Source organism: Arthrobacter sp. NtRootA1 (assembly GCF_019976975.1).
GTDB lineage: Bacteria > Actinomycetota > Actinomycetes > Actinomycetales > Micrococcaceae > Arthrobacter > Arthrobacter aromaticivorans.
In genome coordinates this window covers 425,613-438,958 of sequence record NZ_AP024630.1, presented here as the reverse complement: position 1 = coordinate 438,958, position 13,346 = coordinate 425,613, and the positions used below count along the sequence as shown (strand labels likewise).

Here is a 13,346-nt window from a genome sequence, read left to right as displayed (position 1 = left end):
TATTAGTTAGAGTTCAGTATGCAATCGCCGAAGCGGGGAGTCAATCCCGCCATAACGCGAGGCAAATTCCTAGGCGGCGAAGAGTGCCGTGCGGACGGCGTGCTCAAAGCCCGTGACGTGCTCCTTTGCCAACTCCGCGGCTTTTTCCTCGTCACCATCAATGACCGCGCGCAGGAGGTCCAGGTGTTCGCGGACGTGATGCTCGAGGTCCGGCAGTCGATCCAGGACCATGCACCAAATTCGGGTGGCAAGGTTGTCATAGCGGATCAGGACATCCTCGAGATGAGGATTCGCGGCGGCCGAGTAGATGCCCTGATGGACGCTGGCGTCCAGGCGCAGGGTTTCCACAACCGACGCGCCGGCCACGTCAAAGGCCTCCACGGCCTTCATGACGTCCCGCAGGTGCTCCCTCGTAGCCGCAGAAGCCACCCGCGCCGCGCGTGCTGCCGCCAGCGGCTCCAGTTGCGTGCGGATCTCGGAAATAAAGGCCAAGTCCGTTACCTCAACCCGGGTGGCAAATGTTCCACGGCGCGGATAGGTGACCACGAGGCGGTCCAGTTCCAACCGCTTCAAGGCTTCGCGCACCGGAGTGCGCCCGATCCCGAGGTCCTTCGCCAGCTGTTCATCATTGAGGAGGTCCCCGGGCTTGATCTCCAGCATCAAAAGCCGATCGCGCAAGCGCTCATACGCGACGTCGGCCAAGGATTTCCTACTGGTGTCCTCCGCGATTGCCAGAGTTCCGAATGCCACAGTGCCAGCCCCTTCCGCAGTTCCCGAAAAACCTATTGACCTGTCCTTGAGACCAGTATACGCTGTTTCTCAATCCTAATATATCAGTACAGGACCCAAGAATATATCTAAAGGAGGAGACATGACCCTCGTGGCGACAGACTCACCAACAAGCACCCTGCCGCAGCCCGCGGAGCTCAAAGACGAGCAGGCACAGAAGTTCGTACTCACATTGTCGTGCGTCGAACGCGCCGGAATCGTGCAGGCGGTCACAACCTTCCTGTTTGAGCGCGGCTTCAACATTGACGAACACCAGCAGTTCGACGACGGCATCCGCCAGACGCTGCACCTTCGCACCGCCTTTTCCGGCTCCCCCGAATACTCGGCGGACCGGCTTGAGGAAGAGTTCAGTGCAATAGCTGACCGCTTCGACATGAAATTCAGCTTCCATGACCAGACCAAGAAGCGCGTGCTGGTCATGGTGTCCAAGTTTGGACACTGCCTTAACGATCTCATCTTCCGGTGGCGCGGCGGCAGCCTGGGTGGAGACCTCGTAGCTGTCGTTTCCAACCACGAAACCCACCGCGCCATGGCCGAGGCAGCCGGACTGCCCTTCATCCACATCCCGGTCACCCCTGACACCAAGGCCGAGGCGGAGCAAAAGCTCCTGGAACTCGTGGATGAATACAAGGCCGACCTGGTGGTGCTCGCCCGCTACATGCAGGTACTCTCCGATAACCTGTGCCGCTCCCTCGAGGGCCGGGCCATCAATATCCACCACTCGTTCCTGCCTGGATTCAAGGGCGCCCGCCCCTACCACCAGGCCTATGACCGTGGCGTGAAGCTCGTTGGAGCAACCGCGCACTACGTGACCGCGGACCTCGACGAGGGCCCGATCATCGAGCAGGAAGTCATCCGCGTGGACCACAGCTATGGCCCCAACGCACTCTCAACAGTGGGCCAGGATGCCGAAGCCCTGGCACTGTCCAGGGCAGTCCGCTGGCACTGCGAACACCGCGTGCTGCTGGATCAGACCAGCACAGTGGTTTTCCGGTAAGCCACCCTCCCACCGTCCACACACACGAACTTCAGCAGGAGAAACTTTCATGACATCGACGCCTCGCATTGTCATCATCGGCGCTGGGATTGTCGGCACCAACCTCGCCGACGAACTGGTCACCCGCGGTTGGAACAACATCACCGTCCTGGATCAGGGGCCGCTGAACATGCCCGGAGGGTCCACGTCCCACGCACCGGGCCTGGTGTTCCAGACGAACCCTTCCAAGTCCATGGCCCTGTTCGCCAAGTACACGGTAGAAAAGCTGCTCTCCCTCACCGAAGATGGCCAGAGCTGCTTCAACCAGGTGGGAGGCCTGGAAGTCGCCACTACGGAGACCCGCCTGGCTGACCTGAAGCGCAAGCTCGGCTACGCACAGTCGTGGGGCATCGACGGCAAGATCCTCTCCCGCGAGGAATGCAAGGAGCTCTACCCCCTGATCAACGAGGAAGACATCCTTGGTGGCCTTCACGTTCCCACAGATGGCCTGGCGCTTGCAGCCCGCGCGGTGCAGTTGCTCATCAAGCGCACTGAAGCCGCCGGCGTGAAGTACATCGGCAACACCGAGGTGACTGGAATCGAGCAGTCAAACCGCCGCGTGACCGGCGTCGAGACCGCCGATGGCGTCATCCCCGCGGACATCGTGGTCTCCTGCGCCGGCTTCTGGGGCGCCAAGGTCGGCGAATTGATCGGCATGTCCGTACCGCTCCTGCCGCTGGCTCACCAATATGTAAAGACGACGCCGGTTCCCGCCCAGAAGGGCAAGAACGAACTTCCCAACGGCGCCCAGCTGCCGATCCTGCGCCATCAGGACCAGGACCTCTACTACCGCGAGCACGGTGACCGTTACGGTATTGGCTCCTACGCCCACCGCCCCATGCCCGTGGATCTTGATGAACTCGGCAAGTACGAGCCCTCCAGCATCAGCGAACACAACATGCCCTCCCGCCTCGACTTCACGCTCGAGGACTTCCTGCCGGCGTGGGAAGCCACCAAGCAGATCCTTCCGGCCCTGCGTGAGAGCGAAATCGAAGACGGCTTCAACGGCATCTTCTCCTTCACCCCGGACGGCGGCTCCCTGGTGGGCGAATCCAAGGAAGTTGACGGCTTCTTCGTTGCCGAGGCCGTGTGGGTCACCCACTCTGCCGGCATCGCCCGCGCCGTTGCCGAGGTACTGGTTGACGGCAAGTCGCAGATCGACCTGGGAGACTGCGACATCCACCGCTTCGAAGAAGTCCAGCTGACGCCTGAATACGTCAGCGAAACTTCGCAGCAGAACTTCGTGGAAATCTACGATGTCCTGCACCCGCTCCAGCCCAAGCTCTCCCCCCGCAACCTTCGCGTCAGCCCCTTCCATGCCCGGCACAAGCAGTTGGGTGGCTACTTCCTTGAGGGTGGCGGATGGGAGCGCCCGTACTGGTTCGAGGCCAACGCTGAACTTTTGAAGGAAATGCCTGACGAGTGGCAGCCGCCTGCCCGCGACGCCTGGTCCGGGATGTTCAGCTCCCCCATCGCCGCAGCCGAGGCGTGGAAGACCCGTACCGCAGTTGCCATGTATGACATGACTCCCCTCAAGCGCCTTGAGGTATCCGGTCCCGGTGCCCTGAAGTTGCTGCAGGAACTGACCACGGGTGATCTGGCCAAGAAGCCCGGCGCGGTCACCTACACGCTGCTCCTGGATGAGGCCGGTGGAATCCGAAGCGATATCACCGTGGCCCGCCTGAGTGAGGACACGTTCCAGTTGGGTGCCAATGGCAACATTGACACCGCCTACTTTGAGCGCGCTGCCCGTCACCAGACTGAAAACGGCAGCGCCGGCGATTGGGTCCAGGTTCGGGACACCACCGGTGGCACTTGCTGCATCGGCCTGTGGGGTCCGCTGGCCCGCGACCTCATGAGCAACGCCAGCAGCGACGACTTCACTAATGACGGCCTGAAGTACTTCCGCTCCAAGCAGGTCACCATCGGCGGCGTCACCGTTACCGCCATGCGGCTTTCCTACGTTGGTGAACTGGGCTGGGAGCTTTACACCAGCGCGGACAACGGCCAGCGCCTGTGGGATGCGCTCTGGAAGGCCGGCCAGCCGTTCGGCGTCATTGCCGCAGGACGCGCCGCCTTTAGCGCACTGCGCCTCGAAAAGGGCTACCGCTCGTGGGGCAGTGACATGACCACGGAGCACGACCCCTTCGAAGCAGGCCTCGGCTTCGCAGTAAAGATGGCTAAGGAGAACTTCGTCGGCAAAGCCGCCCTTGAGGGACGCACTGAGGAAAGCTCTGCGCGGCGCTTGCGCTGCTTGACGGTCGACGACGGCCGCAGCCTGGTACTGGGCAAGGAACCTGTGTTCTACAAGGACCAAGCGGTCGGCTACGTCACCAGCGCCGCCTACGGCTACTCGGTGAAGAAGCCAATTGCGTACGCGTACCTTCCTGCCGCTGTTTCGATTGGTGATTCCGTGGAGATCGAATACTTCGGACGCCGTATCCAGGCGACAGTCACCCAGGACCCGCTGTACGACCCCACCATGAGCAGGCTCCGCGGCTAAGGCTGACGGACGCTTTGGTTGGCCAGCGGCCCGGACTCATCCCCTCGCAACGGTGTCCGGGCCGCTGTCTTACCCCGTTCTACTTCAGCCCGGCCTTACTTCGTCAACCAGCCCAGGAAGACACATGATCAGTTCAGAAACCATCAACGACTACCTTGCCAGGCTCGCTTCGCGGCAGCCCACCCCCGGCGGAGGAGCCGCCGCTGCCCTTCACGCTGCCCAGGGCGCAGCCTTGGTGGCCATGGTCGCCAGGTACACCACGGGTGAAAAGTATGCGCAGCATGCAGAACCCGTTGCCCGCATCACCAGCGCTGCAGACCATTTGATTATTGAAGCGCTGCGCCTTGCAGACGCCGATGAGCACGCCTTCCAACGAGTTATTGATTCGTACAAACTCCCGTCCGGGACCGAGGAACTCAAGGCCATGCGCGCCGCAGGCATCCAGGATGCCCTGGTCCAGGCCGCCCACACACCTGCCCAGCTGATCAAGCTGGCCGGTGAGGTGGTGGAACTCGCCACGGAACTCTTTGACATGGCCAACCCCAATGTCATCAGCGACGTCGCGGCAGCAGCCGATGCTGCACGTGCCGCAGCCACGACTGCACGTGTCAACATCGACATCAACGTAGTGGCCATCAAAGATGGCGACGCCCGCTCACGCTTGGCAGAACAGACAGACGGCCTTGAGGAAAAGGTGGTCCTCGCAGCTGATTCCCTCGTTAAGCGCGTACGCGAAAGGATCCTCGCGTGAGTACTGAAGTCCTTTCCGGAAAAGGGTTGGCCGCCCTCATCCAGCAGCGTGCGCAGGATGAGGCCCGCCTCCTCGAGTATGAGGGCCAGCGCCCGTCCTTGGCCGTTGTGGTGGCCACCGACGACGAGTCCACGCACTGGTACGTCCGGTCCATTGAGCGCGCCGCGGAGCGCGCCGGAATAGGCTGCCGGATCCTGGACCTTGGGCATGATGCCACGGAACAGGTGCTGGCGAGCGTGTTGAAAGACCTCAGTGCGGAGCCAACGGTCAACGGCATTATTCTTCAAACTCCGTTGCCCGCGGGCGTTCGAACAGACGGACTCGTGGGGCTGATCGCTCCCGAAAAGGACATTGACGGCGCCAACCCGCTCAGCCTTGGCCGCCTGGCTGTGGGTCAGCCCGCTTTCGCCCCTGCGACCGCACAGGCCGTGGTGGAACTGCTTGAGCATTTCCAGGTTCCGCTCGCGGGACGGAACGTCGCCGTCGTCGGGCGTTCCGCTGTGGTGGGAAAGCCGCTGTCCCTGCTGCTGCTCGAAAAGGACGCCACGGTCACCATCTGCCACTCCAAATCAGGGGCGCTTGAGCGCTACACCCGGCCCGCCGACGTCGTGGTTGTCGCCGCAGGGCGGACCGGACTGCTGACCGGCAGCCACGTTTCGCCGGCGTCTGTAGTGATCGACGTCGGTACGAACGTCCTTCCCGACGGTTCCCTGGTGGGAGACGTGGACGAAGCCAGTGTCACCGGTGTGGCGGCTGCCCTGACGCCGGTGCCCGGCGGGGTGGGCTCAGTAACCACGGCGTTGCTGCTCCTCCACACCGCTGAAGCGGCCCGGGCACAAGCACGGCTTCTGGAGAAGCCAGCCTTGGTTTCGGGAACCGCTGGCTAGCCATGGAAACGGCGATCCGCCTGGAGGTGAGTCCCTCCGCTGACCTTGCCCGGCAACTGCCTCGCGCCTACGCGGCGCCGGGGACGGTCAGCGTGACCTGCCTGCCGCATCACGGTCCGGCCAGGACGGTCGCTGCCTCGATTGAGCTTGCCCGGCTGGGCTACCGCGTGGTCCCCCACCTGGCAGCCCGGAGCATCGCCAGCCAGGCAGAACTGCACCTGTTCCTGCATCAATTGCGCGATGAGGGCGTCCGGGAGCTTTTCCTCATTGCCGGGGACCGCGGTGCGCCTGCCGGCCCGTATTCCTGGAGCGGCCAGCTCATGGAAGACGTCAAGGCTTTCTCGGAAGAATTCTCCCTTGGCATCGCCGGCTATCCGGAAGGCCACCCACAACTGAGCGCAGAACAGTTGCGGAGCGGCCTGGCCGGCAAGTCACCCCTGGCGTCCTCCATGGTCACGCAAATGTGCTTTTCGACGGAATCCATCAGCTCATACCTGCAGGAGCTGCACCAGGCCGGGTCACGGCTTCCGGTGTGGGTGGGCGTTCCCGGGCCCGTGTCCGTGCAGAAGCTGCTGGCCATGGGTGCACGATTGGGTGTGGGACGCTCACTCAAGCTTGCCCGCGGCACAGGAATGGCCAAGGCACTCCTGCACGGTGGTGATGTCATGCACTATGACAGCTCCGGCCTGATCCGGGAAGTTCACCAGGCCCTCGACGGCCATCCGCTGTTTGCCGGCATCCACGTCTACAGCTTCAACGACCTCAGCCGCCTACCGAGATTTGAAGGGAAGATCGCATGGCTTCCAAAGCCCCCCGTGAAAACATCGACGAGTCAAAGCTGACCGTCACCAAACCCAAGACAAAGGCTGTCGGCATTCCAGCCGTTGCCAACGCACTGAAGATCTCGCTGGAGCAAATGGGCCCGGTGCGAAGCGTGCAAACGCTGCTGGCAGTCAACCAGCTCGATGGATTCGACTGCATGGGCTGCGCATGGCCGGAACACGAGAAGCGGAACGCAGCAGAGTTCTGCGAAAACGGAGCCAAGGCCGTCGCCGAGGAAGCTACCCGGCGCCGCGTCACGCCAGAGTTCTTTGCCCAGCACTCCATTGCTGAATTGAAGACCCGCGATGACTACTGGCTGGGCCAGCAGGGCCGGCTGACCCACCCCATGTTCCTCGATGAAGGCGCCACCCACTACACGCCCATCGAATGGGACAAGGCCTATGACCTCATGGCCGAGGAACTCAGGGGCATGGACCATCCCGATCAGGCCGTCTTCTACACCTCTGGGCGCACTTCGAACGAGGCCGCCTTCGTCTACCAACTCCTTGTCCGCGGCCTTGGCACCAACAACCTGCCGGACTGCTCCAACATGTGCCACGAGTCCTCAGGCTCCGCGCTGGTGGAAACCATCGGCATCGGCAAGGGTTCGGTAAGCCTGACCGACCTGGAGACGGCGTCACTCATCTTCGTAGCCGGTCAGAATCCAGGTACCAACCATCCGCGCATGCTCAGCGCCCTGGAGAAAGCCAAGAAGAACGGCGCGATCATCGTGTCCGTCAATCCACTTCCCGAAGCCGGACTCCTGCACTTTGAAAACCCCCAGCACGTAGCAGGCATGGTGGTGGGAACCCAGCTGACGGATGACTTCCTGCAGATCCGTGCCGGCGGCGATCAAGCCCTCTTCCAGGGCCTGGGTAAGTACCTCCTGGAGGCCGAAGCCGCCGGTCGCAAGACTCCGGGCCTGGAAACCGTCCTTGACCACAAGTTCATCGAGGACCACACCGTGGGCATCGACGAATACCTGCGTTTCCTGGAGAAGGTGGAGTGGGACGACATCGTGGAAGCAACAGGCCTCACCCTGGAGCAGATCCACGCCACAGGCGAACGGCTCCTGGCCTCGAACGCCACCATCGTGTGCTGGGCCATGGGACTGACCCAGCACAAACACTCGGTACCCACCCTCCGCGACGTCGTAAACGTCCTGCTGCTTCAGGGAAACATCGGCAAGCCCGGCGCTGGGGTTTGCCCGGTCCGCGGCCACTCGAACGTCCAGGGCGACCGCACCATGGGCATCTTCGAGAAGATGCCGGAGAAATTCCATGACCGGCTGGACAACGAGTTCGCGTTCCTGTCACCACGGGAGCACGGCTATGACACTGTTGCCGCCATCCGCGCCATGAGAGACGGAAAAGTCCGCTTCTTCATGGGCATGGGTGGAAACTTTGTTCGTGCCGCCCCTGACTCGGAGGTTACGGAACAAGCGCTCGCCAACACCGGGTTGAGCGTCCAGATCTCCACAAAGTTGAACCACTCGCATCTGTCCACGGGTCGTCGGGCTTTGATCCTCCCAACACTCGGACGCACGGAGAAGGACACCCAGCGGACCGGTGACCAGAGGGTAACGGTGGAAGACTCCATGAGCGCGGTCCACGCATCCCGGGGACGCCTCAAGCCCGCCAGCGAGCACCTCCACTCGGAAGTTGCCATTGTCTGCAATCTTGCCCACCGGCTCTTCACCGACGGCACCGTGCGCCTGCCCAACGCCCCCAAGGCCGCGTGGCTGTCGATGCGTGATGACTACTCGCTGATCCGCAAACACATCGAGGCCGTCTTCGATGGCTTCGAGAACTTCGAAGAGCGGATCCAGCACCCGGGCGGCTTCGTGTTGCCGCACCCGCCGCGCGACGCCAGGAAGTTCGATACCGCGTCAGGCAAAGCACACTTCACAGGCAACGAGCTTGAATACATCAAGGTCCCGCCTGGCCGGCTGGTGCTCCAAACGCTGCGGTCGCACGACCAGTACAACACCACCATCTACGGCAAGGACGATCGCTACCGCGGTATCCACGGCGGGCGGAGGGTGGTCCTCATTAACGAGTCCGATATCGCCGAGCTGGGCTTTGCTGATGGTGAGATGGTCCACCTGATTTCAGAATTCCAAGGAGTTGAGCGCAAGGCAGAAGACTTCCGCATCGTTTCGTACTCCACTCCCAAGGGGTGCGCCGCTGCCTACTACCCGGAGACCAACGTCCTTGTACCGCTGGACTCGGTTGCGGATACCAGTGGAACGCCGACGTCCAAATCCGTCATCGTGCGACTCGAACGGGCTTGAAAGAGTCTGGACACAGTGTGATACATACCATAGTATGTGACTGATATATCTTTCCTATCGAGTCAAAGATATTAGGAGACCTGGCGCCTAAGCCCGCGCCCACCAAGAGCAATTTGCCCTCATGAAGACATCTATCAATGGAGAAACAATGTCTGATATCACCCAAGTCCAAGCAGATGCCGTACTAGCCGCGGCCCGCGACGCCGCACGCGGAACCGAGACAGCAATGAACATCGCCGTGGTGGACGCCGGAGGCAACCTCAAGGCCTTCACCCGCATGGACGGGGCTTGGCTCGGCAGCATCGATATCTCCATCAAGAAAGCACGCACAGCCCGCTACTTCGACATGCCCACGGGCGCAATCGGCGAGCTTTCGCAGCCGGGGGGACCCTTGTACAACATCGAGGTTTCCAATGGCGGACTCATTACGTTCCCGGGTGGCATCCCCCTGCGAGGGGAGGACGGCACCGTAATCGGGGCGATCGGCGTCAGTGGCAGCACGGTGGAGAACGACCACACCGTGGCGTCCGCAGGAGCAGCAGTAGAGCTTCAGGGCGCGGCCCGGCCGTAAGCAAAGAAAGACTGTCCAATTGTCCGTGAATGGTGCTTCGGTGGCCTGAAACCTGGGGAGGTATTTCCTCATCGAAGCACCGCTCTCGGGCAATTGGGCAGCATTCATTTTCCGTATCACCACATGTCCAAGGAGTGTCCATGTCTGGAAACCGAGCAGTCGCCTACAAGGAACCCGGTGTCGTCGAAATCATCAACACCGACTACCCGACGTTCGAACTCAAGGACGGACCGGGCGTAAACCCGGCCAACGTCGGCCGGAAGGTACCGCATGGCGCGATCCTCCGCACTGTGACAACCAACATCTGCGGTTCGGACCAGCACATGGTCCGTGGCCGCACCACAGCCCCACAGAACCTGGTGCTCGGCCACGAAATCACCGGTGAAGTGGTGGAGGTGGGTCCCGACGTCGAGTTCATCAAGGTGGGCGACATCGTCTCGGTGCCGTTCAACATTTCCTGTGGCCGCTGCCGGAACTGCAAAGAGCAAAAAACCGGTATCTGCCTCAACGTCAACCCTGACCGCCCGGGCAGCGCTTACGGGTATGTGGACATGGGCGGCTGGGTAGGCGGACAGGCCGAGTACGTACTGGTCCCCTACGCCGACTGGAACCTGCTCCGCTTCCCGGACCGCGACCAGGCCCTGGAAAAGATCATGGACCTGACCATGCTCTCGGACATCTTCCCCACTGGCTTCCACGGCGCCGTTACGGCCGGAGTAGGCGTAGGCTCCACGGTGTACGTCGCTGGTGCCGGCCCCGTGGGTCTGGCTGCCGCAGTCGGCGCCCAGTTGCTTGGCGCCGCCGTCGTGATTGTGGGCGACATGAACGAAGACCGGCTGGCACAGGCGCGCTCCTTCGGCTGTGAAACCGTCAACGTCTCCAACGGCGACCCGAAGGAGCAGATCGCGCAGATCCTCGGGGTGCCGGAAGTGGATTGCGGCGTGGACGCCGTTGGTTTCGAAGCCCGCGGACACGGAAGGGACGCCTCGCACGAGGCTCCAGCCACCGTGCTGAACTCCCTTATGGACATCACCGCCGCCGGCGGCTCCCTGGGTATCCCCGGCCTCTACGTCACGGGCGATCCGGGTGGAATCGATGAAGCAGCCAAGCACGGCTCCCTCTCGCTCTCGCTGGGCACCGGCTGGGCAAAGTCCCTGTCCTTCACCACAGGCCAGTGCCCAGTGATGAAGTACAACCGCCAATTGATGATGGCCATCCTCCACGACAAGGTCCAGATCGCCAAGGCAGTCAATGCCCAAGCCATCCCCCTCGAGGACGCTCCCCGCGGCTACGCAGAGTTCGACGCCGGAGCGGCAACAAAGTTCGTACTGAACCCGAACGGCTACGTGAAGGCCTAACAGGCAAAAACACCAGGAAGGGGGGGCATCCATGCTCGCGCAGGAAATCGTCTGCGGCACTTCGCCAACATCCCATGTGCCGTGCGAGCGGATGCCTGCCCCAACGTGGTCTGAAGCCCGGCAACTGGCCTTCGATTGCGCTATTCCGCTCGCCTCAGCGTCAGTGCCACTGGCGGACGCGATCGGATACGTGCTCACCACTGATGTGACGGCGTATCAGGACCTTCCGCACTACGCGTCCTCTGCCATGGATGGCTGGGCCATTCATGGCGGGGGGCCGTGGGAGATCACGACGCCGGGGCTGCCGCTATCACCGGGGCAAGCCAGCGTCATTGCCACCGGTGGCCTGGTTCCAGAAGGTGCCGGAGCGGTACTTCGCAAAGAGAGCGGACAGGTCCTCGACGCCGGATATGGGCTGCAGCTCTCACTGAAACCCGACGCGAAACCCGGCGAGACGCTACCCGGCCGGCATATACGGCCAGCCGGTGAAGAAGCCCGGGCCGGCGACGTCCTCGTACCCGCCGGCACACTCCTCAATCCTGCCCACATTGCCCTCGCTGCCGTAGCAGGCCACGACGAACTGCAGGTACAACGCAAGCCTCGGGTCGCCGTCGTACTTACAGGTTCCGAGGTGGTGACCTCGGGTCAGCCGGCAGCGGGGCAGGTGCGTGACACCTTCGGCCCGCAACTCGGCGCAGTGATCTCCCAGCTTGGCGGGATTCCAGGCAGCCAGCAACGGATCGGCGACTCGTATGAAGAGTGGCTGTCCGCACTTGGCGGCCCGCCCGGAGCCGAACGCCCCGATGTCACGATTACCACCGGCGGCACCGGCAAATCCGGAACTGACCACTTCCGCGCTGCAGTGGCCGCGCTCGGTGGGCACCTGCTGCTCGACGGCGTCGCTATGCGCCCCGGTCATCCTGCCGTATTGGCTGGACTTCCGGACGGCCGCTTCATTATCGGCCTTCCAGGCAACCCCCTGGCCGCCATGATGGCCCTCATGACAATCGGCGAACCACTGCTGGCTGCCCTCCAAAATCAGCCTTTCCGGACAGCTGGCCACCTCACGTCCGGGGCGGACGTAGATCCGAGCCCGGGCCGGACACAACTCATTCCCTGCACCTTTGTCCACGGCCTCGCTTTTCCTGCTTCGCATACAGGCCCCGGCATGATGCGTGGCCTGGCTTGGGCCGACGGCTTCATGGCCGTTCCCCCTGGCGGAGTGGAAGCAGGCAAACCCGTCCCGGTCATGCCGCTGCCCTGGACAAGCGCCTGGTCAAGAACCTGGACAAGCGCCTGGTCGCAGGCGCAAGCAACCATCGATTTCCCCAACCCGGCAGGAAGGTACGCACCATGGCACGGATGACACAGCGCCGGAAGATCCACCGCTTCCATCTCGACGGGACAGGTACCGAATATCCGGTGCGCTTCAAGGAAGACGTCCTGGCTGCCGAGGAGCCCCTGGAAATCCGGATCGGCGGACGCTCCTTCGCGGTAACCATGAGGACTCCGGGAGACGACTTTGACCTGGTAGCCGGGTTCCTGGTGTCCGAGGGCATCATCCGCAGCCAATCCGAGCTGGTCTCCCTGCGTTTTTGTTCCGGCGAGAAGGACGGGACGCAGACGTTCAATGTGGTGGAGGCGCAGCTTCGCTCCGACGTACAAATGCCGGACACCATGCGCCACGTCTACACCTCCAGCTCGTGCGGCATCTGTGGAACGGACTCCATCGAGGCCGTCCGCAAGACCCTCCACTTTGATCCTTCCCAGGACGGACTGCGGGTTCCCGTTGACATCCTGGCCGAACTGCCCGAACGCCTCCGGGAAGCCCAGGCGGTGTTCGACAGGACCGGTGGCGTCCACGCCGCCGGTCTCTTCAGGGTGGACGGAACCACCCCCGAACTCCTCTGTTTGCGGGAGGATGTGGGCCGCCACAACGCCGTGGACAAGGTGGTGGGTTGGGCATTGCGCCAGGATCTGCTGCCCCTGAAAGGCCTGGTCCTGCAGGTCTCGGGACGGGCGTCGTTCGAGCTGGTCCAAAAGGCCGCCCTCGCCGGCATCCCCGTCCTGTCCGCCGTGAGCGCGCCCTCCAGCCTTGCCGCGGACCTCGCCACTGAGACCGGCGTGACCCTGGTTGGCTTCAGCCGCGGCCACAGCCTCAACGTCTACGCCGGCCGCGACAGATTGGTCCGCCCCCGCAAAGCAGCACGTGAGGAGGTCTTCGCCGGGCTCTAACCGCCATTTCTGCCGGTTTGCGTGCAGCTAAAGCCCTGTTGATGCCCGATAGGGAGCATTTGCTGTGCCCAAACTCCCCCCGCGTTTCAGGGCCGGTGTCC

At 62.8% G+C, this 13,346-nt stretch carries 11 protein-coding genes; 10 read left to right on the top strand and 1 reads right to left on the bottom strand.

All coding sequences use genetic code 11. From position 1 onward, the window contains the following. Positions 1-69: 69 nt before the first annotated feature. The gene (locus tag LDN90_RS02155; RefSeq protein WP_223947738.1) at positions 70-750 is read right to left on the bottom strand and encodes a GntR family transcriptional regulator; all 681 of its coding nucleotides are present in this window, start codon (positions 748-750) and stop codon (positions 70-72) included. A 121-nt stretch (positions 751-871) separates the two neighbouring features. On the opposite strand from LDN90_RS02155, the gene purU reads away from it, so the two are divergent. The 10 genes from purU to fdhD all read left to right on the top strand — a co-directional run bounded on the left by purU (position 872) and on the right by fdhD (position 13,245). Further along, the gene (purU, locus tag LDN90_RS02150) at positions 872-1,786 is read left to right on the top strand and encodes a formyltetrahydrofolate deformylase (RefSeq protein WP_223947737.1); all 915 of its coding nucleotides are present in this window, start codon (positions 872-874) and stop codon (positions 1,784-1,786) included. 49 nt (positions 1,787-1,835) lie between these two features. After that, positions 1,836-4,328: an FAD-dependent oxidoreductase gene (locus LDN90_RS02145; protein WP_216922227.1), complete on the top strand. Its 2,493-nt coding sequence runs from the start codon at positions 1,836-1,838 to the stop codon at positions 4,326-4,328. Between the two features lie 124 nt (positions 4,329-4,452). Continuing rightward, positions 4,453-5,079, top strand: coding sequence for a cyclodeaminase/cyclohydrolase family protein (locus tag LDN90_RS02140; protein WP_223947736.1), 627 nt, complete (start codon positions 4,453-4,455; stop codon positions 5,077-5,079). Next, the gene (locus LDN90_RS02135; protein ID WP_216922231.1) at positions 5,076-5,966 is read left to right on the top strand and encodes a bifunctional 5,10-methylenetetrahydrofolate dehydrogenase/5,10-methenyltetrahydrofolate cyclohydrolase; all 891 of its coding nucleotides are present in this window, start codon (positions 5,076-5,078) and stop codon (positions 5,964-5,966) included. The genes LDN90_RS02140 and LDN90_RS02135 overlap by 4 nt, the downstream gene beginning before the upstream one ends. A gap of 2 nt (positions 5,967-5,968) precedes the next feature. Then, on the top strand, positions 5,969-6,808 hold the full coding sequence (locus LDN90_RS02130; protein ID WP_223947735.1) for a methylenetetrahydrofolate reductase: 840 nt from the start codon (positions 5,969-5,971) through the stop codon (positions 6,806-6,808). Then, positions 6,763-9,081 (top strand): FdhF/YdeP family oxidoreductase, encoded by a 2,319-nt coding sequence (locus tag LDN90_RS02125; RefSeq protein ID WP_216922235.1) that lies wholly within the window; start codon positions 6,763-6,765, stop codon positions 9,079-9,081. The genes LDN90_RS02130 and LDN90_RS02125 overlap by 46 nt, the downstream gene beginning before the upstream one ends. Before the next feature lie 148 nt (positions 9,082-9,229). Beyond that, positions 9,230-9,652, top strand: coding sequence for a heme-binding protein (locus LDN90_RS02120; protein WP_223947734.1), 423 nt, complete (start codon positions 9,230-9,232; stop codon positions 9,650-9,652). Between the two features lie 140 nt (positions 9,653-9,792). Continuing rightward, positions 9,793-11,010 carry a formaldehyde dehydrogenase, glutathione-independent gene (gene fdhA / locus LDN90_RS02115; protein WP_216922239.1) on the top strand — a complete coding sequence of 406 codons (1,218 nt, stop codon included), beginning with the start codon at positions 9,793-9,795 and terminating at the stop codon, positions 11,008-11,010. Positions 11,011-11,101: 91 nt separating this feature from the next. Further along, positions 11,102-12,376, top strand: coding sequence for a molybdopterin molybdotransferase MoeA (locus LDN90_RS02110; RefSeq protein ID WP_223949216.1), 1,275 nt, complete (start codon positions 11,102-11,104; stop codon positions 12,374-12,376). Beyond that, on the top strand, positions 12,364-13,245 hold the full coding sequence (fdhD, locus tag LDN90_RS02105; protein ID WP_223947733.1) for a formate dehydrogenase accessory sulfurtransferase FdhD: 882 nt from the start codon (positions 12,364-12,366) through the stop codon (positions 13,243-13,245). The genes LDN90_RS02110 and fdhD overlap by 13 nt, the downstream gene beginning before the upstream one ends. Positions 13,246-13,346 lie beyond the last annotated feature (101 nt).